This window comes from Novisyntrophococcus fermenticellae (genome assembly GCF_018866245.1).
Taxonomy (GTDB): Bacteria; Bacillota; Clostridia; order Lachnospirales; family Lachnospiraceae; genus Novisyntrophococcus; species Novisyntrophococcus fermenticellae.
The window spans coordinates 3,040,467-3,063,605 of record NZ_CP076458.1 but is presented as its reverse complement, the minus strand read 5'-3'; the positions used below and the strand labels follow the sequence as shown (position 1 = coordinate 3,063,605).

20 protein-coding genes and 1 other annotated feature are annotated in these 23,139 nt (G+C 43.7%); of the genes, 15 read left to right on the top strand and 5 right to left on the bottom strand.

What is annotated here, in order from left to right; translation table 11 throughout:
• Positions 1–73: 73 nt before the first annotated feature.
• Together KNL20_RS14250 and KNL20_RS14245 are read right to left on the bottom strand one after the other, a co-directional pair.
• Entirely contained in the window at positions 74–586 is a 513-nt protein-coding gene (locus tag KNL20_RS14250; RefSeq protein ID WP_230398393.1) for a ferritin, read from the bottom strand.
• 18 nt (positions 587–604) lie between these two features.
• Complete coding sequence (locus KNL20_RS14245) at positions 605–997, bottom strand: desulfoferrodoxin (protein WP_230398392.1); 393 nt, start codon at positions 995–997, stop codon at positions 605–607.
• A gap of 448 nt (positions 998–1,445) precedes the next feature.
• Here KNL20_RS14245 and KNL20_RS14240 point away from each other — a divergent pair, with 448 nt between their 5' ends.
• Positions 1,446–1,898 (top strand): MarR family winged helix-turn-helix transcriptional regulator, encoded by a 453-nt coding sequence (locus KNL20_RS14240; RefSeq protein ID WP_230398391.1) that lies wholly within the window; start codon positions 1,446–1,448, stop codon positions 1,896–1,898.
• 115 nt (positions 1,899–2,013) lie between these two features.
• On the opposite strand, the gene KNL20_RS14235 is transcribed toward KNL20_RS14240, so the two are convergent.
• Genes KNL20_RS14235 through KNL20_RS14225 form a run of 3 tightly spaced genes read right to left on the bottom strand, consistent with a single transcriptional unit; the run spans position 2,014 to position 5,304 of the window.
• Positions 2,014–4,476, bottom strand: coding sequence for an ATP-dependent Clp protease ATP-binding subunit (locus KNL20_RS14235; protein ID WP_230398390.1), 2,463 nt, complete (start codon positions 4,474–4,476; stop codon positions 2,014–2,016).
• Entirely contained in the window at positions 4,469–4,849 is a 381-nt protein-coding gene (locus tag KNL20_RS14230; RefSeq protein WP_230398389.1) for a UvrB/UvrC motif-containing protein, read from the bottom strand. The genes KNL20_RS14235 and KNL20_RS14230 overlap by 8 nt, the downstream gene beginning before the upstream one ends.
• Complete coding sequence (locus KNL20_RS14225; RefSeq protein ID WP_230398388.1) at positions 4,846–5,304, bottom strand: MarR family winged helix-turn-helix transcriptional regulator; 459 nt, start codon at positions 5,302–5,304, stop codon at positions 4,846–4,848. The genes KNL20_RS14230 and KNL20_RS14225 overlap by 4 nt, the downstream gene beginning before the upstream one ends.
• 207 nt (positions 5,305–5,511) lie before the next feature.
• Here KNL20_RS14225 and KNL20_RS14220 point away from each other — a divergent pair, with 207 nt between their 5' ends.
• The 14 genes from KNL20_RS14220 to KNL20_RS14155 all read left to right on the top strand — a co-directional run bounded on the left by KNL20_RS14220 (position 5,512) and on the right by KNL20_RS14155 (position 23,099).
• Positions 5,512–8,043, top strand: a complete 2,532-nt coding sequence (locus tag KNL20_RS14220; RefSeq protein WP_230398387.1) for a ribonucleoside-diphosphate reductase subunit alpha — start codon at positions 5,512–5,514, stop codon at positions 8,041–8,043.
• Between the two features lie 50 nt (positions 8,044–8,093).
• Positions 8,094–9,137, top strand: coding sequence for a ribonucleotide-diphosphate reductase subunit beta (locus KNL20_RS14215; protein ID WP_230398386.1), 1,044 nt, complete (start codon positions 8,094–8,096; stop codon positions 9,135–9,137).
• Between the two features lie 187 nt (positions 9,138–9,324).
• Positions 9,325–9,474, top strand: a complete 150-nt coding sequence (gene rpmG, locus KNL20_RS14210; RefSeq protein ID WP_230400125.1) for a 50S ribosomal protein L33 — start codon at positions 9,325–9,327, stop codon at positions 9,472–9,474.
• A 77-nt stretch (positions 9,475–9,551) separates the two neighbouring features.
• Positions 9,552–9,755 carry a preprotein translocase subunit SecE gene (gene secE, locus KNL20_RS14205; RefSeq protein WP_230398385.1) on the top strand — a complete coding sequence of 68 codons (204 nt, stop codon included), beginning with the start codon at positions 9,552–9,554 and terminating at the stop codon, positions 9,753–9,755.
• Between the two features lie 16 nt (positions 9,756–9,771).
• Positions 9,772–10,299, top strand: coding sequence for a transcription termination/antitermination protein NusG (gene nusG, locus KNL20_RS14200; protein WP_230398384.1), 528 nt, complete (start codon positions 9,772–9,774; stop codon positions 10,297–10,299).
• A 108-nt stretch (positions 10,300–10,407) separates the two neighbouring features.
• The gene (gene rplK / locus KNL20_RS14195; protein WP_230398383.1) at positions 10,408–10,833 is read left to right on the top strand and encodes a 50S ribosomal protein L11; all 426 of its coding nucleotides are present in this window, start codon (positions 10,408–10,410) and stop codon (positions 10,831–10,833) included.
• An 81-nt stretch (positions 10,834–10,914) separates the two neighbouring features.
• Positions 10,915–11,607 carry a 50S ribosomal protein L1 gene (rplA, locus tag KNL20_RS14190; RefSeq protein ID WP_230398382.1) on the top strand — a complete coding sequence of 231 codons (693 nt, stop codon included), beginning with the start codon at positions 10,915–10,917 and terminating at the stop codon, positions 11,605–11,607.
• Positions 11,608–11,684: 77 nt separating this feature from the next.
• Positions 11,685–12,545 carry a patatin-like phospholipase family protein gene (locus KNL20_RS14185; RefSeq protein ID WP_230398381.1) on the top strand — a complete coding sequence of 287 codons (861 nt, stop codon included), beginning with the start codon at positions 11,685–11,687 and terminating at the stop codon, positions 12,543–12,545.
• A 21-nt stretch (positions 12,546–12,566) separates the two neighbouring features.
• Positions 12,567–12,705: a sequence feature (ribosomal protein L10 leader region), on the top strand.
• Positions 12,706–12,733: 28 nt separating this feature from the next.
• Positions 12,734–13,237, top strand: coding sequence for a 50S ribosomal protein L10 (rplJ, locus tag KNL20_RS14180; protein WP_230398380.1), 504 nt, complete (start codon positions 12,734–12,736; stop codon positions 13,235–13,237).
• 49 nt (positions 13,238–13,286) lie between these two features.
• Positions 13,287–13,667, top strand: a complete 381-nt coding sequence (rplL, locus tag KNL20_RS14175; protein ID WP_230398379.1) for a 50S ribosomal protein L7/L12 — start codon at positions 13,287–13,289, stop codon at positions 13,665–13,667.
• A gap of 267 nt (positions 13,668–13,934) precedes the next feature.
• Positions 13,935–17,777 (top strand): DNA-directed RNA polymerase subunit beta, encoded by a 3,843-nt coding sequence (gene rpoB, locus KNL20_RS14170; RefSeq protein WP_230398378.1) that lies wholly within the window; start codon positions 13,935–13,937, stop codon positions 17,775–17,777.
• A 26-nt stretch (positions 17,778–17,803) separates the two neighbouring features.
• Positions 17,804–21,508 (top strand): DNA-directed RNA polymerase subunit beta', encoded by a 3,705-nt coding sequence (gene rpoC / locus KNL20_RS14165; RefSeq protein WP_230398377.1) that lies wholly within the window; start codon positions 17,804–17,806, stop codon positions 21,506–21,508.
• Positions 21,509–21,666: 158 nt separating this feature from the next.
• Positions 21,667–21,942 (top strand): hypothetical protein, encoded by a 276-nt coding sequence (locus KNL20_RS14160; RefSeq protein ID WP_230398376.1) that lies wholly within the window; start codon positions 21,667–21,669, stop codon positions 21,940–21,942.
• Between the two features lie 23 nt (positions 21,943–21,965).
• Positions 21,966–23,099 (top strand): peptidase associated/transthyretin-like domain-containing protein, encoded by a 1,134-nt coding sequence (locus tag KNL20_RS14155; RefSeq protein WP_230398375.1) that lies wholly within the window; start codon positions 21,966–21,968, stop codon positions 23,097–23,099.
• The last annotated feature ends 40 nt before the right edge of the window (positions 23,100–23,139 follow it).

The following is a 23,139-nucleotide window of genomic DNA, read 5'->3' as shown; positions in this document are numbered from 1 at the left end:
AATAAATCTGAAGAATAAGAAATCGGCCAAAATGGGAAAGCTTATCCCACTTTGACCGAACTGTAAATTATCTCTATAGAACGAGAGACGGAGCAGCATATACACGGGTTTTCAGCTCGTTGTCCAGCATAAATAATCCCTTGGAATCGCCTGCAAACAAATCATATTTTTTCAGATTATCATCTGCATTCTTTTCCTCTTCCCCTTGCTCCTTAACAAACCAGTCAAGAAACTGCAAGGTACGGTAATCGTGATGACCGGAAGCTGTTTTATATATCTCGTTAATGGATGCGGTGATGTATTGTTCATGTTTCAGCACAGCAGCCAGCGGATCCCTATAAGTTTCAAAATGGTTGTCCGGTGCTGCAATCTCTGTTAATGTAACAGGTTCCGCATTATTAAGCAGGTACTGACGCATCAATAAAGCGTGATCCCGCTCTTCCTGCGCCTGTATCGTAAACCAGTTTTCAAATCCGTCCAGTCCCTGATCCGCGTAGTAATTTGCGATATCAAGATATAAGTATGCGGAATAAAATTCTTTGTTCACCTGTTTCATCAAAAGTGCTACTACATCTTTTTCAATCATGTTTAAATATTCCTCCTGTCAGTCTTTGTATTCTGCCTTCCATAGTCCATGCAGATTACAATATTCAAAAGCGTTAATCAGTTTATCGTCATCGGTAAGAACAAAGGTAGCGGTTGGCTGATCATTCGGAGTAAGATCCTTGCGTTGGATTCCCTTCTCTGTCTGGATACATATCCAGGTGATATAATGCTCATCTGTCATAGGATGAGGTACGGATCCAACTTTGACTGTAACCTCGTTACCATTTACTTCTATAACCGGTACGTGTTTTTCTGTTGCGGCATCTGTTGTATTAGCTTCTAACTTTGTCATCTCTTCACCACAACAGACTAATGTGCCGCCACCTTTATGAACTAATGCTACAATATTACCACAACGTTTGCAAAGATAAAATTCTGGTTCGTGCTTCATGATATTTCCTCCCTATACCGTGTAATAAACTCAAAACCTGCGGTTTTTCGTTAACTTATCGGGTGAAAACAAATGTCTCCTTCGGAGCCGCTTGTTTTCCTTCCGATAGATTGCCCTATCGGAACTGCGTTCCTTCGTGTAATAAACTCAAAACCTGCGGTTTTTCGTTAACTTATCGGGTAAAAACAAATGTCTCCTTCGGAGCCGCTTGTTTTCCTTCCGATAAGTTACATTATATCTAATGTAGTATTAAAATACAATACTTTCCTGTTGAGTTTTAGAAAACATTTGAAAAAATTGTAGAATTTAAAAGTGAATAGTGTAAATTTAAATAAATTGCATGTACTATTTATCTGGGTTATTCAACTTGAAAAAGTATGGTTTGTTGATGTTTTATTAAAGCTGTGTTACAATGGGAATCAGTAAATGGCAGAGGTGACAGGGTAGGATGGATAGCTCATTAAAAAGACAGTTTTTTGGTACGTTGATGCGTTTTAAGAGAACGAGCGCGTCTTTTCCTATAGAGTGTGAGGTTCAGATGAATGAGCTTATGATTCTGGAGATTATTTCAAAAGGATGTTCCTGTTCTGAGCGGGATTTTAATGTTTCCAGAATCCAGGAGAATCTCCATATTACGAAGCCGGCAGTATCCCAGATATTGAATTCGCTTGAAAAAAAGGGTTATATAGTAAGAGAAATAAATGCCCAGGATCGCAGAAAAATATCGGTGATGACCACACCGGCAGGGGACCGGGCATTGCTGGAATCTATGAACCTTTATGATGAGATGCTTAGTGAGCTGTTCAGCAGATTTGGTGAAGAGAATATTTTTCTGCTCATAAATCAATTAGATGAGCTGACCAGGGTTTTCCAGCAGCTTAAGGATGAGTATCATTGTTAAAAAGGATTGGGCATTCCCGAAAGAAGACTTGGGGATGGCCAATCCTTTTGCCTGTGAAACTTGTTTTAATTCATTAATGATATAGGGGCAAAAGGTATTTCAGCCCCGTGATACCTTAGACAGTAGCTGGGGTCCTGACCCTGCGCTTTTGCACCCTGACTTTAATTTCCTCATCTTTTCCGGTTACAAGCAGGGTATCACCATCAGAGAGCGTGCTATCCAACATCTTCTCCGCAATGGCATCTTCCAGGGTAGACTGGATGACACGTTGAAGAGGACGTGCTCCATATACCGGGTTAAATCCACGTTGTGACAGGATTTCGATGGCCTTATCATCTGCCTTCAATGCGAATCCCAGTTCCGCAGAACGCTTCTTTAAGTCTTCCAACATCTTGCGTGTAATGGCATGAATATGTTCTTTATCCAACTGATGAAAGATGATGGTGTCGTCCAGACGGTTCAGAAATTCCGGGTTGAAGGTGTTTTTTAGTTCTTCAGTGATACGTGATTTCATATCATCTGCGGATTGAACCTGAGCCGCCTCTTCTGAAGAGGAAAATCCCAGTGTTTTTCTGACGGCAAGATCTCTGGCACCTACGTTAGAGGTCATAATGATTATGGTATTTTTAAAACTTACCGTTCTTCCCTGACCATCCGTGAGCCTTCCGTCATCCATAATCTGAAGAAGTGCATTCCAGACATCGGGATGGGCTTTTTCAATCTCATCAAACAGAACAATGCTGTATGGCCTGCGCCTTACACGTTCTGTAAGCTGTCCGCCTTCCTCATAGCCCACATAACCCGGAGGAGAACCAATTAACTTGGAAACAGTATGCTTCTCCATATATTCGGACATGTCGATCCGGATAATGGCGTGTTCATCCTGAAACATAACCTCGGCCAATGCCTTGGAAAGCTCTGTCTTACCAACTCCGGTGGGTCCCAGAAAGAGGAAAGTTCCGATTGGGCGCTGTGGTGAACGGATTCCTGTTCTGCTGCGGCGAATAGCTTTTGCAACAGCGTTGACGGCTTCATCCTGCCCGATTACGCGGTTGTGGAGCGTACTTTCCAGCTTCATCAGACGCCGGCTCTCATCTTCTGTCAACATTGTGACAGGAACTCCTGTCCATGAGGAGACAACAGCGGCAATATCTTCGGTGCCTATTTCATGGCATCTGGAGCCGCTCCATAACTCCTTTTGGAACTCCAGCTGATTTTTTAGATTTTTCTGGCGGTCCCTGATTGCTGCCGCTTCTTCAAAGTTCTGGGTATCCACTGCCTGCTGCTTCTGACTTTGCAGGGAATGGATTTCTGATTCCAGTTTTTTCAGATGAGGAGGCATCGTCATACGGTCAGTCTTTACACTGGCAGCAGCCTCGTCAATCAGATCGATGGCCTTATCAGGAAGATATCGGTCCTGGATATAACGTTCAGACATCTCCACTGCGGCTTCAATTGCCGCATCACTGATTTTCAGCTCATGAAATTGTTCGTACTTTTCACGGATTCCCTTTAAGATTAAAACGGTATCTTCCTTGGACGGCTCATTTACCATTACAGGCTGGAATCTGCGTTCAAGTGCGGCATCTTTTTCAATGTGTTTTTTGTATTCATTTAACGTGGTAGAGCCGATGACCTGGATTTCACCTCTGCCAAGGGCCGGTTTCAGAGTATTCGCTGCATCCATGGATCCCTCTGATGCACCGGCACCAATTAAGGTGTGCAGCTCATCTATGAAAATGATGACATTTCCGGCTGCCTTCGCTTCATCCAGATAGGACTTGATACGCGCTTCAAAATCACCACGGTATTTGGTTCCGGAAACCATCTTGCTTAGATCCAATGACAGAATTCTTTTGCCCAGCAGATTTTTAGGAACAAGACCTTCGGCTATTCTTTCGGCCAGTCCTTCGGCGATAGCTGTCTTCCCAACCCCGGGTTCGCCGATGAGTACAGGGTTATTCTTTGTCCTTCGGGAGAGAATCTGAACCACTCTGCGGACTTCCTTTTCCCGTCCGATGACCGGATCAAACTTTCCGGACGATGCAGCAGCGGTAAGATCGACACTGAATTGATCCAATGTCTGCGTTTTACCGCTTTCTTTGTCCGGTGCTTCTGTCATAGTGCGGGGCCAGCAGGTGCCCATGGTATCCATGAGAGCCTTTATCATCTTGTCACTGTCGGCACCTGCGGATGTCAGCAGTTGGTTAGCGGCACAATTCTTCTCAAGGAGGATTGCCAGCAATAGATGTTCAGGTTCTGTAGCCGTATGCTGCAGTTTCTCTGACTGCTCCCCGGCTGATTCCAGAATCCGCTCTGCTTCCTCACTTAATTTCAGGACAAAACCTCTTGAGGCCTTTGCCGCATCTTCGTCATAGGTATTTATTAAATCCGCAATCAATACATCATCAAATCCTGCCTGCAGCAAAGCCTGTGCAGAACAGCTGCCTTTATCTTCACTGAGGGCAAGCAATATATGTTCAGTACCTGCAAAACCATGTTCCATGTCATTGGCTAAGGTCATGGCTCTCCGAAGTATCACTTTAGTCTTTTCTTCAAATGAACGCTTGTTACTCATAGGTGACCACCTCCGTTTCTTCTTTCTTTATCTCATCTCTGATCCGGGCGGCTTCTTCGTATTGCTCTGTAAGTATGGCCTGTTTCAGCTTGTATTTAAGAGAGATAAGACGGCGCCTTTTTTGAAGGTCATTACTTGTGGCGTGCAGGAAGGGGCTTGTGCCCAAATCCCTTGCTTTTTCCGGCTTTTGCATATACAGCCAGGCGTTTCCACCCATCTGGTTCCAGGCATTATGCTGCTGAGCAGCAGTCATGTATTGTTGTCTCCATTTTTCGGCACACGATTCGCAGATGTGCACCTCTTGTTCTATTCCCATCCAGTTAACGACAAAGCTTAAAGTAGCTTCATGTTCATGGCAGTGTTGGCATTTCATCTAAAATCACTCCTTTCCTGATCGATCCGTTCATATATATCTACAAGACGGTTCAGAGATTCTATCAGTCTAAACATCTCATCTTCGCCAAATCGGGTTACGACTTCCTGCAGTACCTGTTCATAGGAAGTTCTTGTTCTTTTTAGAACCTCGCTTCCCCTGGGGGTTGCGGTTACGTAGATTTTCCGCCGGTCATTCAAATCTATATCACGGATGATGTATCCTTTTTTCTCCAGTGAATTCAGTATCTGTGAGATAGCCGGCCTGGACAGATGCATACAGGTCTGAATCTCGGATACATTCAGCCTGCTGCTGGTGCAGATGCATCCATTCGTAATCTTATCCATAACTACCCATTCGCTTAAGGGGATGCGGCAAGCTGAGGGATAGCAGGCATCTACTTTTTTAAACCGAAAGGACGCACTTATGAAGCTATCCTTTAAGGAACTCCCCATTTTGTTCACCTCCTTATTAATTAAGAACTTAACTATTTTGCTTGAAATCATTATACTACTTAAACTTATAAAGTCAATAGGTTTTTAAAAAATATACTAAAACAGTATAAAATAAAGAAAAAGAGTCTTGAGAAAAACCAGATGTTGTAGTATATTGATTGGTACATAACAGTATATAGTAGGGCGGAAGAGCAGAGAGGTGACTGAATGGATATTGTAAAAAGAGATGGGGGTTATGAGAAGTTTTGTATTGATAAGATCAGGCATGCAGTAAAGGCTGCTTTTTTCAGTGTCGGTACAGAGACAGAGGAAAAGGAATATGATCGGCTGATGGAAAAAGTCAAAGAGAAGATTATGGACATACGATCTACCGGAAGAGAAGTACAGGTGGAGATGATTCAGGATCAGGTGGAACAGCTGCTTATGGCAGAGGATTATTATAAAGAAGTAAAAAGCTATATTTTATATCGGGAAACCAGGAGCAGGATGCGGGCCGCGAGAAATGAGATTGAGAATTATTTCAGGGAATTGCCTGTGCTTGGGCAGGTGCTTAAAAAAATACAGAAAGATTTCAAAGATGAGGTGTATAATCTGGAACATCTGAAAACAAAATTTCTGGCTTTCTATAAACCGGATATGGATACAGATGAGAAATTATCCATATTGATTAAGGCAGCGGTGGAGCTGACAACACAGGAGGCGTCCAGATGGGAGTTCATAGCGGGCAGGCTTCTTTTTGCCCAATTTGAATTAAAGTTGAGAAAAGAAGAGGAGAACAGGAATATTCATGATTTGTATGAGAAAATCTGTTATCTGACACAGGAAGGTTTATATGGGAGCTATATTCTAAAGCATTATACAAAAGAAGAAGTTCATCTTTTTGAAACCTATATTGACCATTCACGAAATGAATTATTGAATTATTCCGGATTGGAGTTGCTGATTAAGCGTTATGTCATCCATTCACATTCCAACGTGGCCCTAGAAGGTGTTCAGGAAATGTATCTGGGAATTGCCATGCATCTGGCGATGCTGGAGAAAAATAACAGGAATGAGTGGGTGAAAAAATTTTACGATATGCTGAGTAAGCTGCAGGTGACCATGGCTACGCCTACCTTATCGAATGCCAGGAAGCCCTATCAGCAGTTGTCCTCTTGTTTTATTGATACTGTGCCGGATAGTCTGGACGGAATTTACAGAAGTATTGATAATTTTGCAAAGGTAAGTAAATTCGGCGGCGGAATGGGCATGTATTTTGGGAAAGTACGGGCCAGCGGCAGCAGTATCCGCGGATTTGAAGGGGCGGCGGGCGGTGTGATTCGCTGGATTAAACTGGCCAATGATACGGCGGTTGCAGTAGATCAGCTGGGCATGCGACAAGGGGCTGTGGCTGTTTACCTGGATGCCTGGCATAAGGATCTTCCCGAGTTTTTAAATCTCCGCACCAATAACGGGGATGACAGGATGAAGGCCCATGATGTGTTTCCGGCTGTTTGCTATCCCGATTATTTTTGGAGAATGGCCAAAGATAATATAGAAGGAGACTGGTATCTGATGTGTCCTCATGAAATTCAAACGATAAAGGGATATGCGTTGGAAGACAGCTTTGGTGAAGAATGGGAACAAAAATATATGGAATGCGTACATGACGGCCGCATCAGTAAGAGGGTAATTGCCATAAAAGAGCTGATTCGCCTTATTATTAAGAGTGCGGTAGAGACAGGCACCCCATTTACATTTAACAGGGACCATGTAAACCGGGCAAATCCCAACAGCCATAAGGGAGTGATTTACTGCAGCAATCTCTGTACGGAAATTGCACAGAATATGAGTGCAATCGAAGCGGTAGATCAAAGGATTGAAACTGTAAATGGTGAAACTGTGGTAGTGACGGTCACAAAGCCGGGGGATTTCGTTGTGTGTAATCTGGCAAGTCTGTCTCTTGGGAATATTGATGTTGAGAATACACAGGAGATCCTGGACATCACGAGAAATGTGGTAAGAGCGCTTGACAATGTCATTGACCTGAATTTTTTCCCGCTTCCTTATGCAAGGATTAATAATCAAAAATATCGTCCGATTGGGCTAGGGGTCAGCGGATACCATCATATGCTGGCAAAACATAAAATCAAGTGGGAGAGTGAAGAGCATCTGGCATTTGCAGACCGTGTGTTTGAAGACATCAATTATGCAGCTATCACTGCCAGCAAGGAAATTGCAGAGGAAAAAGGCTCTTATGAATATTTTAAAGACAGCGAATGGGAGACGGGTATTTATTTTGAAAAGAGGGATTATAACTCTGACAGGTGGATGAAACTTAAAGCGGATGTGAAAGAAAAGGGACTCAGAAACGGATATCTTATCGCAATTGCCCCCACAAGCAGCACCAGCATTCTGGCCGGAACTACAGCAGGATTGGATCCGGTCATGAACCGTTACTTTCTGGAGGAGAAGAAAAACGGTTTAATTCCAAGAGTGGCACCGGACTTGTCCGCCGAGACCTTCTGGTATTATAAGAATGCACACTATATAGACCAGATGTGGTCTGTGAGGGCAAATGGAGTCCGTCAGAGACATATCGACCAGGCGCAGAGCATGAACCTGTATATAACCAATAATTATACATTTCGGGGAATTTTGAACCTGTATATTAAAGCATGGGAAGAGAAAGTCAAAACAATCTACTACATCCGTTCAAAAAGCCTGGAAGTGGATGAATGTGAAGTTTGTTCGTCCTGAATGTTATATGATATAATAGTTACACTTAAACGAAGGAGGAATGCGCGAATATGGAGCAGCTAAAGAAGAAGCGATTGTTTAATCCTCAAGGAGATATTGATGTAGTTAACAGGCGTATGATAAGGGGAAATACCACGAACCTGAATGACTTTAATAATATGAAATATCCGTGGGTCAGTGACTGGTACAGGCAGGCGATGAACAACTTCTGGGTGCCGGAAGAGATTAACCTGGGCATGGATTTAAAAGAATATCCGGGTTTGCCGGTGCCTGAGCGGAGGGCATATGATAAAATCTTGTCATTCCTGATTTTTCTGGATAGTCTTCAATCTGCAAATCTGCCGACTTTGGGAGAATATATTACGGCAAATGAAATCAACCTTTGCCTGGCTATTCAGACCTTTCAGGAAACGATACACAGCCAGAGCTACAGCTATATGCTGGATACAATCTGCGAGCCGGCACAAAGAAACAAGGTACTTTACGAATGGAAGAATGATGAACATCTTTTGAAGCGGAATACATTTATCGGAGATATATATAATGCGTTCCAGGAGGAGCAGTCACCAGAAAATATGATGAAGACAATCATGGGAAACTATATTCTCGAAGGGATTTACTTTTTCAGCGGATTTATGTTCTTTTATAACCTGGGGAGAAATAACAGGATGCCGGGGTCCGTGCAGGAAATCCGCTATATCAACCGGGATGAGAATACGCATCTGCGCCTGTTCCAGAATATTATTATGGAGCTTAAGAAGGAAGAACCGCAGCTTTTTACCTCCGGGAAAATGGACGAATACAGGGAGATGATTAGAGAAGGCTGTGAGCAGGAAATCCACTGGGGACATTATGTAATCGGAAATGATATCCAGGGGCTGACACAGAACATGGTGACAGATTATATTCAATATCTGGGAAATCTGCGCTGCGCAAATCTTGGCTTTGAACCGATTTATGAAGGGCATGAGACGGAGCCTGAAAGCATGTCCTGGGTGAGCCAGTTCAGCAATGCCAACATGATTAAAACCGATTTCTTTGAAGCACGCAGCACTGCGTATGCAAAAAGCAGTGCGTTGGTGGATGATCTATAAGAGAATAAGTACAAATGGCTTGACTTTCATGTCGTCTTATGCTATATTTAGCAGGTGACATGGAAGTAGGTCTTTTTTTTTGTGCACAAAATTAGAGCGGCATCTCTGGTGTACAGTGCAGGAAGGATGACCGTCGCAGGTGAATGAATTCACCCAAAAACGCAAATACACAGTGGAGGTGGAAGTCGTGCGCGTAAATATCACATTGGCATGTACGGAATGTAAACAACGTAACTATAACATGACAAAAGAAAAAAAGAATCACCCTGACAGAATGGAAACTAAGAAATATTGCAGATTCTGCAAAAAACACACGATGCACAAAGAAACCAAGTAATCATCTTCTATATATATGAAGTATGATCGCCGCAGGCGGCTGCCTGACAGGGCGTACTTGAATTATGAGGTGATAGGATGGCAGAGGCAGTAAAGGAAAAAAAGGTTAAGAAAAACTGGTTTAAAGGATTGAAGTCCGAATTCAGGAAGATTGTCTGGACGGATAAGAAGGCACTTAGTAAACAGACTGTGGCTGTAGTGGTGATTTCTGTTATCATGTGCTTGCTGATTACGCTGGTGGACAGTGCTGTCTTGGAATTAGTAAACTTGATTATTAAGTAAAGACAAGGGTGGTTCAATGTCAAATACAAATTGGTATGTAGTCCATACTTATTCGGGCTATGAAAACAAAGTAAAGGCCAACATCGAAAAGACAATTGAAAACAGACATCTAGAGGACCAGATTCTCGAAGTACGTGTTCCTATGGAAGAAGTTGTTGAAGTCAAGAACGGAACCAGAAAACAGGTACAGAGAAAAATGTTTCCCGGCTATGTTCTTTTAAACATGATCATGAATGATGATACCTGGTACGTCGTAAGGAATACGCGAGGTGTGACTGGATTTGTGGGACCGGGATCCAAACCGGTGCCGCTGACCGATACTGAGATGGAAGCACTGGGACTTTCTGATGAAGGAAAGCCTGCGGATGTGATCATCGATCTGGAGGTAGGTGACGGAGTTGTAGTAACGGGCGGAGCCTGGGAAGACACAACCGGAGTAATCCAGAGCATTAACAAGGCAAAGCAGGTTGTCACCATCAATGTTGAGCTGTTCGGCCGCGAAACGCCGGTAGAAATCAGTTTCGCAGAAGTTAAAAAACTGTAACAAAAAGCAACAAAGAAGTAAAGAAAGATTCCCGGTATGTAACATGATACCGTCGGACTCGTGGGAGGGGAATTCCCGCAATTACCACATTATAGGAGGTGCCTTATCATGGCAAAGAAAGTAACAGGATATATCAAACTGCAGATCCCTGCTGGTAAAGCTACACCAGCCCCCCCGGTTGGACCGGCTCTTGGTCAGCATGGTGTTAATATCGTACAGTTTACAAAGGAGTTCAATGCCAGAACTGCTGATAAGGGAGATGTAATCATCCCTGTTGTAATCACTGTATATGCAGACAGAAGTTTCAGCTTTGTAACCAAAACTCCTCCGGCAGCTGTATTGCTGAAGAAAGCATGCAACCTGAAATCTGGTTCAGGTGTTCCGAATAAGAATAAGGTTGCTACAATCTCTAAAGATAAAGTCCGTGAGATTGCAGAGATGAAGATGCCCGACTTAAATGCAGCATCCATTGAAGCAGCTATGAGCATGATTGCCGGAACAGCAAGAAGTATGGGTATCATTGTAGAAGAATAAGCATAAAGCAAAGGTTTGCCCAGGAAAAAGAAGAGACGTGGGAGGGAGATTCCCGCAATTACCACCAGGAGGTTATAGAAAATGAAACACGGTAAGAAATATACAGAAGCTGCGAAAGCAGTTGATCGTGCAACACTTTACGATCCTGCAGACGCTATATCCATGGTTAAGAAATTAGCAATTGCAAAATTTGATGAAACAATCGAAGTTCATATCCGTACAGGATGTGATGGACGTCACGCTGACCAGCAGATTCGTGGAGCAGTTGTTCTGCCTCACGGAACAGGAAAAAAAGTCCGCGTTCTGGTATTTGCAAAAGGTGCTAAAGCAGATGAAGCTTTGGCAGCGGGCGCAGAGTATGTAGGAGCCGAAGAACTTCTTCCGAAGATTCAGAATGATGGATGGCTGGATTTCGATGTAGTGGTAGCTACCCCGGATATGATGGGTGTTGTCGGACGTTTGGGCCGTGTACTTGGACCCAAAGGTTTAATGCCAAACCCGAAGGCCGGAACTGTAACCATGGATGTTACAAAAGCTGTAAATGATATTAAAGCAGGTAAAATTGAATATCGCCTTGATAAAACAAACATCGTTCACGTGCCAATTGGAAAAGCTTCTTTTACAGAGGAGCAGTTAGCGGACAACTTCCAGACGCTGATTGGTGCAATTAATAAGGCAAAACCTTCCGCAGTGAAAGGTCAGTATTTGAGAAGCGTAACTGTCGCTCCTACAATGGGACCTGGCGTAAGGATTAACCCTGTTAAACTTGCATAATAAATGGACAAAAACCGGTACAGCGTAATAGGCTGCGCCGGTTTTTCGCATATAAAATGAGACTGGGAGGTGTCTTTATGGTACAAGCGGGATTAGTTTTGGAAGGCGGAGCAACCCGGGGCGTGTTCACAGCGGGAGTTTTAGACTATCTTATGGAAAAAGATGTATGGCTTTCTCACGTTATTGGGGTATCTGCGGGGTGCTGCAATGGGGTAGACTATATTTCCCGTCAAATTGGACGCTCCAGAGACTGCATGATTCACGAGGATAAAAAAGAAAGCTATATAGGAGCTGAAGTTCTTTTGAAAAAACACTGTCTTTTTGATATGGATAAAGTGTTTGATGAATATCCAAACCATAAGTATCCTTTTGATTATGATACTTATGAGAATTCAGAGATGCTGGGAGAGTGGGTAGTTACAAACTGCCTTACCGGAAAACCGGAATATCTGGATGAGCGGGGTGACCGGAAAAAATTCATGAATATCTGCAGAGCTTCCAGCAGTATGCCGGTGATCTCACCTATGGTGACAATTGACGGAACCCCATATTTGGATGGCGGTATTTCAGACTCAATTCCTCTAGGGAGAATGTTCTCTTATGGGAATGATAAGAATGTGGTAATACTGACCAGAAATCCCGGATATCGGAAAAAGCCCTTTAGCAAGGCAGCCAAGCGGTTTTATCGTCATGTTATGAAAAATACTCCGGAGTTGTATGAAGCTTTCAAAACCCGATTCCTGAATTATAATCAATCCGTGGAAAAGGTGGAAAGACTGCAGAAGGAAGGCAAACTCTTTGTGATTCAGCCGCTTGATAAGACGGTTAGCAGGACAGAGACCCACTATGATAAGCTGATGGCTTTCTATCAACATGGCTATGACAGAATGTCAGAGCAGTTTGATGATTTGATGACATATCTTGAAAAAAAGGATTGACAACCCTAAAAGAACATGTTATTATACATCAGTATCACGCCGAAGACAGCAGGTGCCGTATGGCATAAGGGTTAAAACGCCTGCCGAGGATGAACATTCTTTTTTGAAAAGAATTTCAAATCCTGTTCAGTTTGGCTGAACAGGATTTTTAGCGTGTACACAAATTCTATAAGGAGGTGCACCAAATCATGGCAAAAGTAGAGCAAAAAAAGCCGGTTGTTGAAGAAATTTCCAATCTGATCAGCGATGCTGCATCCGTAGTTCTGGTTAATTACAGCGGACTTACCGTTGCACAGGATACTGAATTACGTAGAAATTTAAGAGAATCCGGTGTGGCTTACAAAGTTTACAAAAACACAATGATGAATTTTGCATTCAAGGGAACTCCTTGTGAAGAGCTTTGTAAAGATCTGGAAGGAACGAACGCTATTGCGGTTTCCAGGGATGATGCTACAGCTCCGGCAAGAGTGCTTGCTAAATTTGCAAAGACAGCTCCGAAGTTAGAGCTGGTTGCAGGTTGTGTTGAAGGAGCTTACTATGATAAGGCTGGCGTTGAAGCACTTTCCGCAATTCCATCAAGAGAAGAACTTCTTGGGAAATTGCTCGGAAGCATTCAGTCACCTATCACAAACTTTGCTCGTGTGCTTAATCAGATTGCTGAATCTAAGGGCGGCGAGGCAGCAGCTGAATAAAATCAGCTGGTAAAAAACAAAATAAAATACTATCTGGAGGTAAATGGTAATGGCAAAGTTAACAACCGCTGAATTTATTGAAGCGATCAAAGAGTTATCTGTATTAGAGTTAAATGATTTAGTAAAAGCTTGTGAAGAAGAGTTTGGTGTTTCTGCAGCAGCAGGTGTTGTGGTAGCAGCAGCAGGTGCAGGCGATGGTGCTGCAGCAGCAGAAGAAAAAGACGAGTTTGATGTAGAACTTACGGAAGTTGGACCTAACAAGGTTAAAGTTATTAAAGTTGTACGTGAGGCTACAGGCCTTGGTCTGAAAGAAGCAAAAGCACTTGTTGACGGTGCTCCGAAAGTTGTTAAAGAAGCAGCTGCTAAGGCAGAAGCAGAAGATCTTAAGACAAAACTGGAAGCAGAAGGCGCTAAGGTTACTCTTAAATAAGTTTACCTGTACAGAAGAATTCCCCGAAGACACCCAAAGAAGGTGAGTCCGGGGAATTTTTTGTTACTGTTTTGTCTGAAAAAAGCATCAGTTCAGCTATTAGGCCAAACTGGTAAAAAAATGTTGACATGCTTGAAAATTTGTGATATTGTAAAAGATGCACTATTATGGCAAGATATGCCTAGGAGTTTGTCTGTATCACAAAATACAGCATTTTCAGGTATAACGTTGTAATAAATATTAAAACACACAAGGGGTGAAACGTCAATGGAGAAAAACAGAATGCGTCCCGTAGTTAGTGGAAAAAGTATGCGGATGAGTTACCAGAGACAAAAAGAAGTTTTGGAGATGCCCAACTTGATCGAGGTTCAGAAAGATTCCTATAATTGGTTTTTGGACGAAGGTCTTAAAGAGGTCTTTGAAGATATATCTCCAATCTCTGATTACAGCGGTAAGCTGAGCCTGGAATTCGTAGATTTTACTCTGTGCGAAGACGATGTGAAGTATTCCATCGAAGAGTGTAAACAGCGTGATGCAACCTATGCAGCACCTTTAAAGGTGAAGGTAAGGCTGTATAATAAAGAAAGAGACGAAATCAGCGAACATGAGATATTCATGGGCGATCTTCCATTGATGACGGCTACAGGCACTTTCGTTATCAATGGTGCAGAGCGTGTTATTGTAAGCCAGTTAGTACGTTCCCCTGGTATATATTATGCAATAGCCCACGATAAAGTGGGAAAGAAACTGTATTCCAGTACAGTAATTCCAAACCGTGGTGCATGGCTGGAGTATGAAACCGACTCCAACGATATCTTTTACGTTCGTGTGGACAGAACCAGGAAGGTACCTATCACGGTTTTGATTCGTGCACTTGGCGCTGGAACGAATGCCGAAATTGTGGATCTTTTTGGAGAAGAGCCAAAGATTCTGGCGAGCTTTGGAAAGGACACTTCTGAGAACTATCAGGAGGGTCTTCTTGAGTTGTATAAAAAAATACGTCCTGGCGAGCCGCTTGCAGTGGAGAGCGCCGAAAGTCTTATTAATTCTATGTTTTTTGACCCGCGCCGTTATGATTTGGCTAAGGTGGGACGCTATAAATTTAATAAAAAGCTGGCGCTCAGAAACCGTATTCGCCATCAGGAACTGGCAGATACGGTTGTAAACCCATCTACTGGGGAAATCATTGCGGAGAAGGGAACGAAGGTGTCTCTGGAGCTGGCCGATCAAATTCAGAACGCAGCCGTGCCTTATGTCTGGATCAAGACTGAGGAGAGGAATGTAAAAGTGCTTTCCAACATGATGGTGGACATCACGAATTGGGTGGATGCAGACCCCAAAGAGCTTCACGTGACGGAAGAGGTTTACTATCCGGTGCTGGAAAAAATCCTGGAAGAATATACGGAGCTGGATGATATAAAAGACGCGGTCCGGCATGAGATTCATGATTTAATTCCAAAGCATATTACCAGAGAGGACATCTTTGCATCTATTAATTACAATATGCATCTGGAATATGGACTCGGCAATAATGATGATATCGACCATCTGGGGAATCGTCGTATCCGTGCGGTAGGTGAGCTGCTTCAAAACCAGTATCGAATTGGTCTGTCCAGACTGGAGCGAGTGGTTCGTGAGCGTATGACCACCCAGGATATCGATGGAATTTCGCCACAGTCATTGATTAATATAAAACCTGTAACAGCGGCTGTAAAAGAATTTTTCGGGTCTTCTCAGCTGTCACAGTTTATGGATCAGAACAACCCGCTTGGTGAGCTGACTCATAAAAGACGTCTTTCTGCTTTGGGACCCGGTGGTTTGTCCAGAGACCGTGCTGGTTTTGAGGTTCGTGACGTTCATTACTCTCACTATGGCAGAATGTGCCCGATTGAGACTCCTGAGGGACCGAACATTGGACTGATCAACTCTCTGGCTTCTTATGCACGGATTAATCAATATGGATTTATTGAAGCACCTTATAGAAAGACAGATAAGTCAGACCCTATGAATCCCCGGGTTATCGATGAGGTCATCTATATGACGGCAGACGAAGAGGATGATTATCATGTTGCACAGGCGAATGAGCCTTTGGATGAGAACGGGTATTTTGTCAATAAGAATGTTTCAGGCCGTTACAGAGATGAGACGCAGGAGTATGAACGCCAGATGTTTGAGTACATGGACGTATCTCCCAAGATGGTGTTTTCTGTGGCTACAGCTTTGATTCCCTTTTTGCAGAACGATGATGCGAACCGTGCCCTGATGGGATCTAACATGCAGCGGCAGGCTGTTCCCCTTCTGACAACAGAAGCCCCGGTTGTAGGCACCGGTATGGAAGTGAAAACAGCTGTGGACTCAGGTGTGTGTGTTGTTGCAAGAAAAGCCGGAACCATCAGTTATGCAGCTTCAAACGAAATCCGTATGGCAAATGACGACGGAACGAAGGATGCATATCATCTGACGAAGTTTATGAGAAGCAACCAGAGTAACTGTTACAATCAAAGACCGGTTGTTTTTAAAGGAGACCATGTTGAAGAGGGGCAGGTTATTGCAGACGGTCCTTCCACTGATAATGGAGAACTGGCACTGGGCAAGAATCCATTGATCGGATTTATGACATGGGAAGGTTATAATTACGAAGATGCCGTTCTGTTGAGCGAAAGGCTGGTTCAGGATGATGTCTACACCTCTGTTCATATTGAGGAATATGAGGCAGAAGCACGTGACACCAAGCTGGGGCCGGAGGAAATTACAAAAGATGTTCCGGGAGTCGGCGATGATGCATTGAAGGATCTGGATGAGCGGGGAATTATTCGTATTGGTGCAGAAGTACGTGCCGGTGATATCCTGGTCGGAAAGGTGACCCCTAAGGGAGAGACAGAACTCACTGCCGAAGAGAGACTGCTTCGTGCAATCTTTGGTGAAAAGGCCAGAGAGGTGCGTGATACATCTTTGAAGGTGCCACATGGTGAATATGGAATTGTTGTGGACGCAAAGGTATTTACCCGGGAGAACGGAGATGAGCTTTCTCCGGGCGTGAATCAGGCGGTTCGTATCTACATCGCGCAGAAGAGAAAAATCTCTGTAGGTGATAAGATGGCAGGCCGTCATGGTAACAAGGGTGTTGTTTCCCGGGTGCTTCCGGTGGAAGATATGCCATTTTTACCAAATGGACGTCCTCTGGATATTGTTTTGAATCCATTAGGTGTGCCTTCCCGTATGAATATCGGGCAGGTACTTGAAATTCATCTGTCACTGGCCGCAAAGGCATTGGGATTCAATATTGCCACTCCGGTGTTTGACGGCGCGAACGAAGATGACATCATGGATACATTGGATCTGGCCAATGATTATGTGAATTTAAGCTGGGAAGAATTTTCCACAAAGCATAAGGAAGAACTTCTTCCGGAAGTATATCAATATCTGGCCGATAACAGGGAGCATCGTAAACTCTGGAAGGGTGTACCATTGTCGCGGGATGGCAAGGTAAGGCTGCGCGACGGACGTACCGGGGAATATTTCGATAGTCCTGTAACAATTGGACACATGCATTACCTGAAACTTCATCATCTGGTAGATGACAAGATCCATGCTCGTTCTACCGGACCATATTCTCTGGTTACACAGCAGCCATTAGGCGGTAAAGCTCAGTTCGGCGGACAGCGTTTCGGAGAGATGGAGGTCTGGGCATTGGAAGCATATGGTGCATCCTACACATTACAGGAAATCCTGACCGTGAAGTCGGATGATGTTGTGGGCCGTGTAAAGACCTATGAGGCAATTATTAAAGGTGAAAATATTCCTGAACCCGGCATTCCGGAATCCTTCAAGGTGCTCTTAAAAGAGCTTCAGTCTTTGGGGCTGGATGTAAGAGTATTGAATGAGGATAATACGGAAGTGGAAATTATGGAATCCGTGGATTATGGCGAAACAGACATGCGTTCCATCATCGAAGGTGACCGGTATTCCAACAAGGAAGAGGAAGACTTTGGAGCATACGGTTACAGCAAAAAAGAGATTGCCGGTGAAGAGATGGTTGACGTTGAAGATGATACAGAGGAAGAAGAAGATGATGATTTTCTGGAGCTTGACGAAGGATTGGATGAATAGTTCCGAAGCGTGAAAGGAGTATTTAAATGCCAGAAACAGTAAATAAAGAAACCTATCAACCGATGACATTCGATGCGATTAAAATAGGTCTGGCTTCTCCGGAAAAGATTCGTGAGTGGTCCCATGGTGAAGTGAAAAAACCGGAGACTATAAACTACAGAACACTCAAACCGGAGAAAGATGGTTTGTTCTGCGAACGTATTTTCGGACCGAGCAAGGACTGGGAATGCCATTGTGGAAAATACAAGAAAATCCGTTATAAAGGTGTTATATGTGACCGATGCGGTGTCGAAGTAACGAAATCCAGTGTACGTCGTGAGCGTATGGGACATATCGAGCTTGCGGCTCCGGTATCTCATATCTGGTATTTCAAGGGAATTCCGTCCCGTATGGGATTGATTCTGGATCTGTCTCCAAGAACACTGGAGAAGGTACTGTATTTTGCTAATTACATTGTGCTGGACTGTGGTGATACAAGACTTCAGTACAAACAAGTGCTGACTGAGAGAGAATATCAGGAAGCCAGAGAAGAGTACGGCAGTGCGTTCCGGGTTGGAATGGGTGCAGAATCCATCAAGGAACTGTTGGAATCCATTAATCTGGAAAAGGAATCTGTAGAACTGAAAAAAGGACTGAAGGAATCCACAGGTCAAAAGCGTGCCCGTATTATAAAAAGGCTTGAGGTTGTTGAAGCATTCCGTGAATCCGGAAATCGTCCGGAATGGATGATTATGGACGCAGTTCCGGTAATTCCACCGGATTTGCGTCCCATGGTACAGTTGGATGGCGGGCGATTTGCAACTTCGGATTTAAATGATTTATACAGAAGAATTATTAATCGGAACAATCGTTTGAAAAGATTGCTGGAGTTGGGTGCACCTGACATTATCGTCCGGAATGAAAAACGTATGCTTCAGGAAGCCGTAGATGCATTGATTGATAATGGCCGCCGCGGCCGTCCGGTAACAGGACCCGGAAATCGTGCACTGAAATCTCTTTCTGATATGCTGAAGGGTAAATCCGGCCGTTTTCGTCAGAACTTGTTGGGTAAACGTGTGGACTACTCCGGGCGTTCTGTTATTGTGGTAGGACCTGAGCTGAAGATATTCCAGTGCGGTCTGCCCAAAGAGATGGCAATTGAACTTTTTAAACCTTTTGTTATGAAAGAACTGGTGGCTAATGGCACCGCACATAACATCAAGAATGCGAAGAAAATGGTTGAAAAGCTCCAGACCGAAGTTTGGGATGTGCTGGAAGATGTTATTAAAGAACATCCGGTTATGCTGAACCGTGCACCTACACTGCACCGCCTGGGTATTCAGGCATTTGAACCGATTTTGGTAGAAGGTAAGGCAATCAAACTGCATCCGCTGGTATGTACTGCATTCAATGCAGACTTTGACGGTGACCAGATGGCTGTTCACCTTCCGCTGTCTGTGGAAGCTCAGGCTGAGTGCAGATTCCTTCTGCTGTCTCCGAATAACCTGCTAAAACCCTCTGATGGAGGTCCGGTAGCTGTTCCTTCACAGGATATGGTGCTTGGTATCTACTATCTGACACAGGAAAGACCCGGAGCAGTGGGAGAAGGAATGGCTTTTAAGAATATTAATGAAGCTATTCTGGCCTATGAGAATGGGTATCTGACTTTACAAACCCGTATTACAGTACGTTGTGCAGGCAAAGACCTGGAGGGTAATCCAATCCAGGAGAATATTAATTCTACACTGGGGAGATTTCTTTTCAATGAGATTCTTCCTCAGGATTTAGGGTATGTTGACAGAACAGTTCCGGGCAATGAATTGCTGCTGGAGGTTGATTTTCTGGTTGCGAAAAAGCAGCTGAAACAGATTCTGGAAAAGGTTATCAATACCCACGGAGCAACGAAAACTGCAGAGGTATTGGATGATATTAAGTCCACAGGTTACAAGTATTCCACCAGGGCAGCTATGACGGTATCCATTTCCGACATGACCGTGCCGCCGCAGAAGCCTCAGCTGATTCAGCAGGCACAGGATACCGTGGATAGGATTACCAGGAACTACAAACGTGGTTTGATTACAGATGAAGAGCGTTATAAAGAAGTTGTTGAGACCTGGAAGGAGACGGATGATGAGCTGACGCATGCACTGCTTTCCGGACTGGATGCATATAATAATATCTTTATGATGGCTGATTCCGGAGCCCGTGGTTCTGATAAGCAGATCAAACAGCTTGCAGGAATGCGTGGTTTGATGGCTGATACGACCGGTCATACGATTGAGCTGCCTATCAAGTCTAACTTCCGTGAAGGTCTGGATGTATTGGAATACTTTATGTCTGCCCATGGAGCCCGTAAAGGTTTGTCCGATACGGCTTTGCGTACAGCCGATTCCGGTTATCTGACCAGACGTCTGGTGGATGTATCACAGGATTTGATTATCCGTGAAGTGGACTGCTGCGAAGGAAATGAGATTCCAGGCATATATGTGCAGGAATTTGCCGACGGCAAGGAGGAAATCGAAAGTCTTCAGGAGCGTATTACAGGACGGTTTTCCTGCGAAACAATCAAGGACAAGGATGGCAATGTTATTGTAAAGGCAAATCATATGATCACACCGAGACGAGCTGCCAGGGTTATGAAAGACGGTGTTGATGAAAAAGGTCAGCCATTTAAGAAAATAAAAATTCGTACAATATTAACCTGTAAGTCTCATATCGGAATCTGTGCGAAATGCTATGGCGCCAATATGGCAACCGGTGAAGCCGTTCAGGTCGGTGAGTCCGTCGGTATCATCGCGGCCCAATCTATAGGTGAGCCTGGTACACAGCTGACGATGCGTACCTTCCATACCGGTGGTGTTGCCGGTGGAGATATCACACAGGGTCTTCCTCGTGTTGAGGAACTTTTCGAAGCCAGAAAGCCAAAAGGTCTTGCTATTATTACAGAGATCAAGGGTCAGGCTGTGATTAAAGACAACAAGAAGAAGCGTGAGATTACCGTTACGGATGATGAAGAAGGTGTGGCAAAAACCTATTTGATTCCCTATGGATCCAGAATTAAAGTACAGGATGGCCAGACGCTGGCAGCCGGTGACGAACTGACAGAAGGCAGCGTGAATCCTCATGATATCTTAAGAATCAAAGGGGTACGTGATGTACAGGATTATATGATCCGTGAGGTACAGCGCGTATATCGCCTTCAGGGTGTTGAAATCAATGATAAGCATATTGAGGTTATTGTTCGTCAGATGCTGAAAAAGGTTCGTATTGAAGAGAATGGAGATACGGAGTTCCTGCCGGGAACCCTGGTGAACGTTCTTGATTACGAAGAGACAAATCAGCGGATGCTTGAAGAAGGAAAAGAACCGGCTGATGGAAAGCAGGTTATGCTGGGTATTACGAAAGCATCTCTGGCTACAGATTCCTTCCTTTCCGCAGCCTCATTCCAGGAGACTACAAAAGTCCTGACGGAAGCTGCAATCAAAGGTAAGATTGATAATCTGATCGGCCTGAAGGAGAACGTTTTGATTGGTAAACTGATTCCGGCAGGTACAGGTATGAAGTGTTACAGCAATATAAAGCTGGATACGGATAAGCAGTTGAAAGAACTTGCACTTAGTGAAGAAGAGCTTTTAATAGAAGAGGAATCAGACACCGATGATAATGCTGCGGAAACAGAAGCGGTTTCTGAGGAAGTGGCAATAGCAGAAGCAGATCAAAAAGAACAGGAAGCAGTAACAGTTGATGAATAGTAATCGAAAAGCGCCGGGAAATCGGCGCTTTTTTGATACTATTCAGGCGTGCACAAAGAATGGAATCTGCCCCTTGCTATTTTTGGCAAAAAAATATAAAATAATATCAAGGATTGAAAGAGCACAGGTATCAAAATATTTGAACAGGAAGAGGAAATTTGAAGAACAGAGAGAATATAAATATAAAAAGTCAGAAAAATACTGGTTTAAAATTAGCAGCAAACGGGGTGTTGATGATTATAAATGGTTTTCTTTTGGCCCTGATTGTTTGTCTGTTTTTATTTCAGCCTGGGCAAGGGAAACATGTGAAAGAAACTATTAATGACTTCCCGGATAATTCAAAGCAGTATTATGATGAGAATGAGACATACCGCCAGGATAATGACAATATAGACACCTATAAAGCGTCAGGAAGGCCTGATGTTTCTCATTAATAAAAAAGAAAGGAATACTGAAGATGGAAGAACAGAAGAACCATCGGAAACTTTCTCCAATCCTGTGGTTTAAAGGTCTGTCGCCCTGGATATGTGGGCTGCTTCTGAATGTGGCAGTTATGCTGCTCCTGGTATTGATCTTTTTCATGGCGGGAAGTTATATCTATGGTCCGGCCAAGACAGCCAGAGGGTATTACGAAGCAAAATTGGCAGAGGATTGGAATGCAGTCTATGATAACTGCAAATTTCCGGATTCCCGCTTTTTGAGCAGACAGATTTTTGTTAACGCAATGTCGTATCAAGAGAACGGGACATCTGCAGAGATCAAACCCCCCGAGATTACTTCGTATATGATGAGGAAGAAGCAGGATAATGGGAACCGTGCCACGTACCAGGTGAATTACTCCCTAAAGGATGATGGAGATGCTTATATTGAAAGTATAGCTTTGGAAAGAGGCAGCAGCGTACTTAAGGTATTTAATAACTGGTATGTGTTGCCGGAAAGTCTCTATATAAAAGATGTAAGCATTACTGTCCCGGAGGGAGCCAGACTTACCATAGATGGAGTTGATGTGCTAAAAGAGCTAAAGAAAGAGTCTGAGGTATCGGATCGGGCAACTTATAATATCCCCTATTTGTTTCGCGGATATCACACCATAGAGTTGGAAGAGTCAGGAAAAGACACATATAGAAAGATTTTTGAGTTAGATGAAAAGAAGGCACTGGAGTTTATACCGGAACTGCAGCTGAATAATAAATCAGGAAAAGAGATATGTGAGCAGGCGGAGAAAGCAATTGATGGAATTTATACTGCCGCCGCCGCCCATAAGGATTTCAAAGAAATAAGTTCATTCTTTGCCAGTGATACAAAGATGCAGAATTCAGCCCCAAAATCATATGAGGAGTTAGTTTCTGAATTCTCAACGCGTAAAACCCCAGGAATATCCACATTAAGTGTTACAAGGGTCACTACGTCTGTTCAGAATAAAGAGGATGCTATGCAAGTGGAAATTGAACTGAGTTATACTGCGGAAAGGGTACGGAAGCGTTTTTTCTTTTTCTACAATACGGAAAACTATTCCGACAGCGCAAAACTGAAGGCTCAGGTGACGAAGGAGGGTGAGCACTGGGTATTTGAGGAGGGAATTATCCCATAGCACGGTTTTGGGATTAACAAATAATAAAATCAGGGGGGAT

Excerpts from the sequence above, each read along its gene's own strand:
- KNL20_RS14250 (WP_230398393.1), bottom strand. The coding sequence starts at position 586 with ATGATTGAAAAAGATGTAGTAGCACTTTTGATGAAACAGGTGAACAAA.
- KNL20_RS14245 (WP_230398392.1), bottom strand. The coding sequence starts at position 997 with ATGAAGCACGAACCAGAATTTTATCTTTGCAAACGTTGTGGTAATATT.
- KNL20_RS14240 (WP_230398391.1), top strand. The coding sequence starts at position 1,446 with ATGGATAGCTCATTAAAAAGACAGTTTTTTGGTACGTTGATGCGTTTT.
- KNL20_RS14235 (WP_230398390.1), bottom strand. The coding sequence starts at position 4,476 with ATGAGTAACAAGCGTTCATTTGAAGAAAAGACTAAAGTGATACTTCGG.
- KNL20_RS14230 (WP_230398389.1), bottom strand. The coding sequence starts at position 4,849 with ATGAAATGCCAACACTGCCATGAACATGAAGCTACTTTAAGCTTTGTC.
- KNL20_RS14225 (WP_230398388.1), bottom strand. The coding sequence starts at position 5,304 with ATGGGGAGTTCCTTAAAGGATAGCTTCATAAGTGCGTCCTTTCGGTTT.
- KNL20_RS14220 (WP_230398387.1), top strand. The coding sequence starts at position 5,512 with ATGGATATTGTAAAAAGAGATGGGGGTTATGAGAAGTTTTGTATTGAT.
- KNL20_RS14215 (WP_230398386.1), top strand. The coding sequence starts at position 8,094 with ATGGAGCAGCTAAAGAAGAAGCGATTGTTTAATCCTCAAGGAGATATT.
- secE (WP_230398385.1), top strand. The coding sequence starts at position 9,552 with ATGGCAGAGGCAGTAAAGGAAAAAAAGGTTAAGAAAAACTGGTTTAAA.
- nusG (WP_230398384.1), top strand. The coding sequence starts at position 9,772 with ATGTCAAATACAAATTGGTATGTAGTCCATACTTATTCGGGCTATGAA.
- rplK (WP_230398383.1), top strand. The coding sequence starts at position 10,408 with ATGGCAAAGAAAGTAACAGGATATATCAAACTGCAGATCCCTGCTGGT.
- rplA (WP_230398382.1), top strand. The coding sequence starts at position 10,915 with ATGAAACACGGTAAGAAATATACAGAAGCTGCGAAAGCAGTTGATCGT.
- KNL20_RS14185 (WP_230398381.1), top strand. The coding sequence starts at position 11,685 with ATGGTACAAGCGGGATTAGTTTTGGAAGGCGGAGCAACCCGGGGCGTG.
- rplJ (WP_230398380.1), top strand. The coding sequence starts at position 12,734 with ATGGCAAAAGTAGAGCAAAAAAAGCCGGTTGTTGAAGAAATTTCCAAT.
- rplL (WP_230398379.1), top strand. The coding sequence starts at position 13,287 with ATGGCAAAGTTAACAACCGCTGAATTTATTGAAGCGATCAAAGAGTTA.
- rpoB (WP_230398378.1), top strand. The coding sequence starts at position 13,935 with ATGGAGAAAAACAGAATGCGTCCCGTAGTTAGTGGAAAAAGTATGCGG.
- rpoC (WP_230398377.1), top strand. The coding sequence starts at position 17,804 with ATGCCAGAAACAGTAAATAAAGAAACCTATCAACCGATGACATTCGAT.
- KNL20_RS14155 (WP_230398375.1), top strand. The coding sequence starts at position 21,966 with ATGGAAGAACAGAAGAACCATCGGAAACTTTCTCCAATCCTGTGGTTT.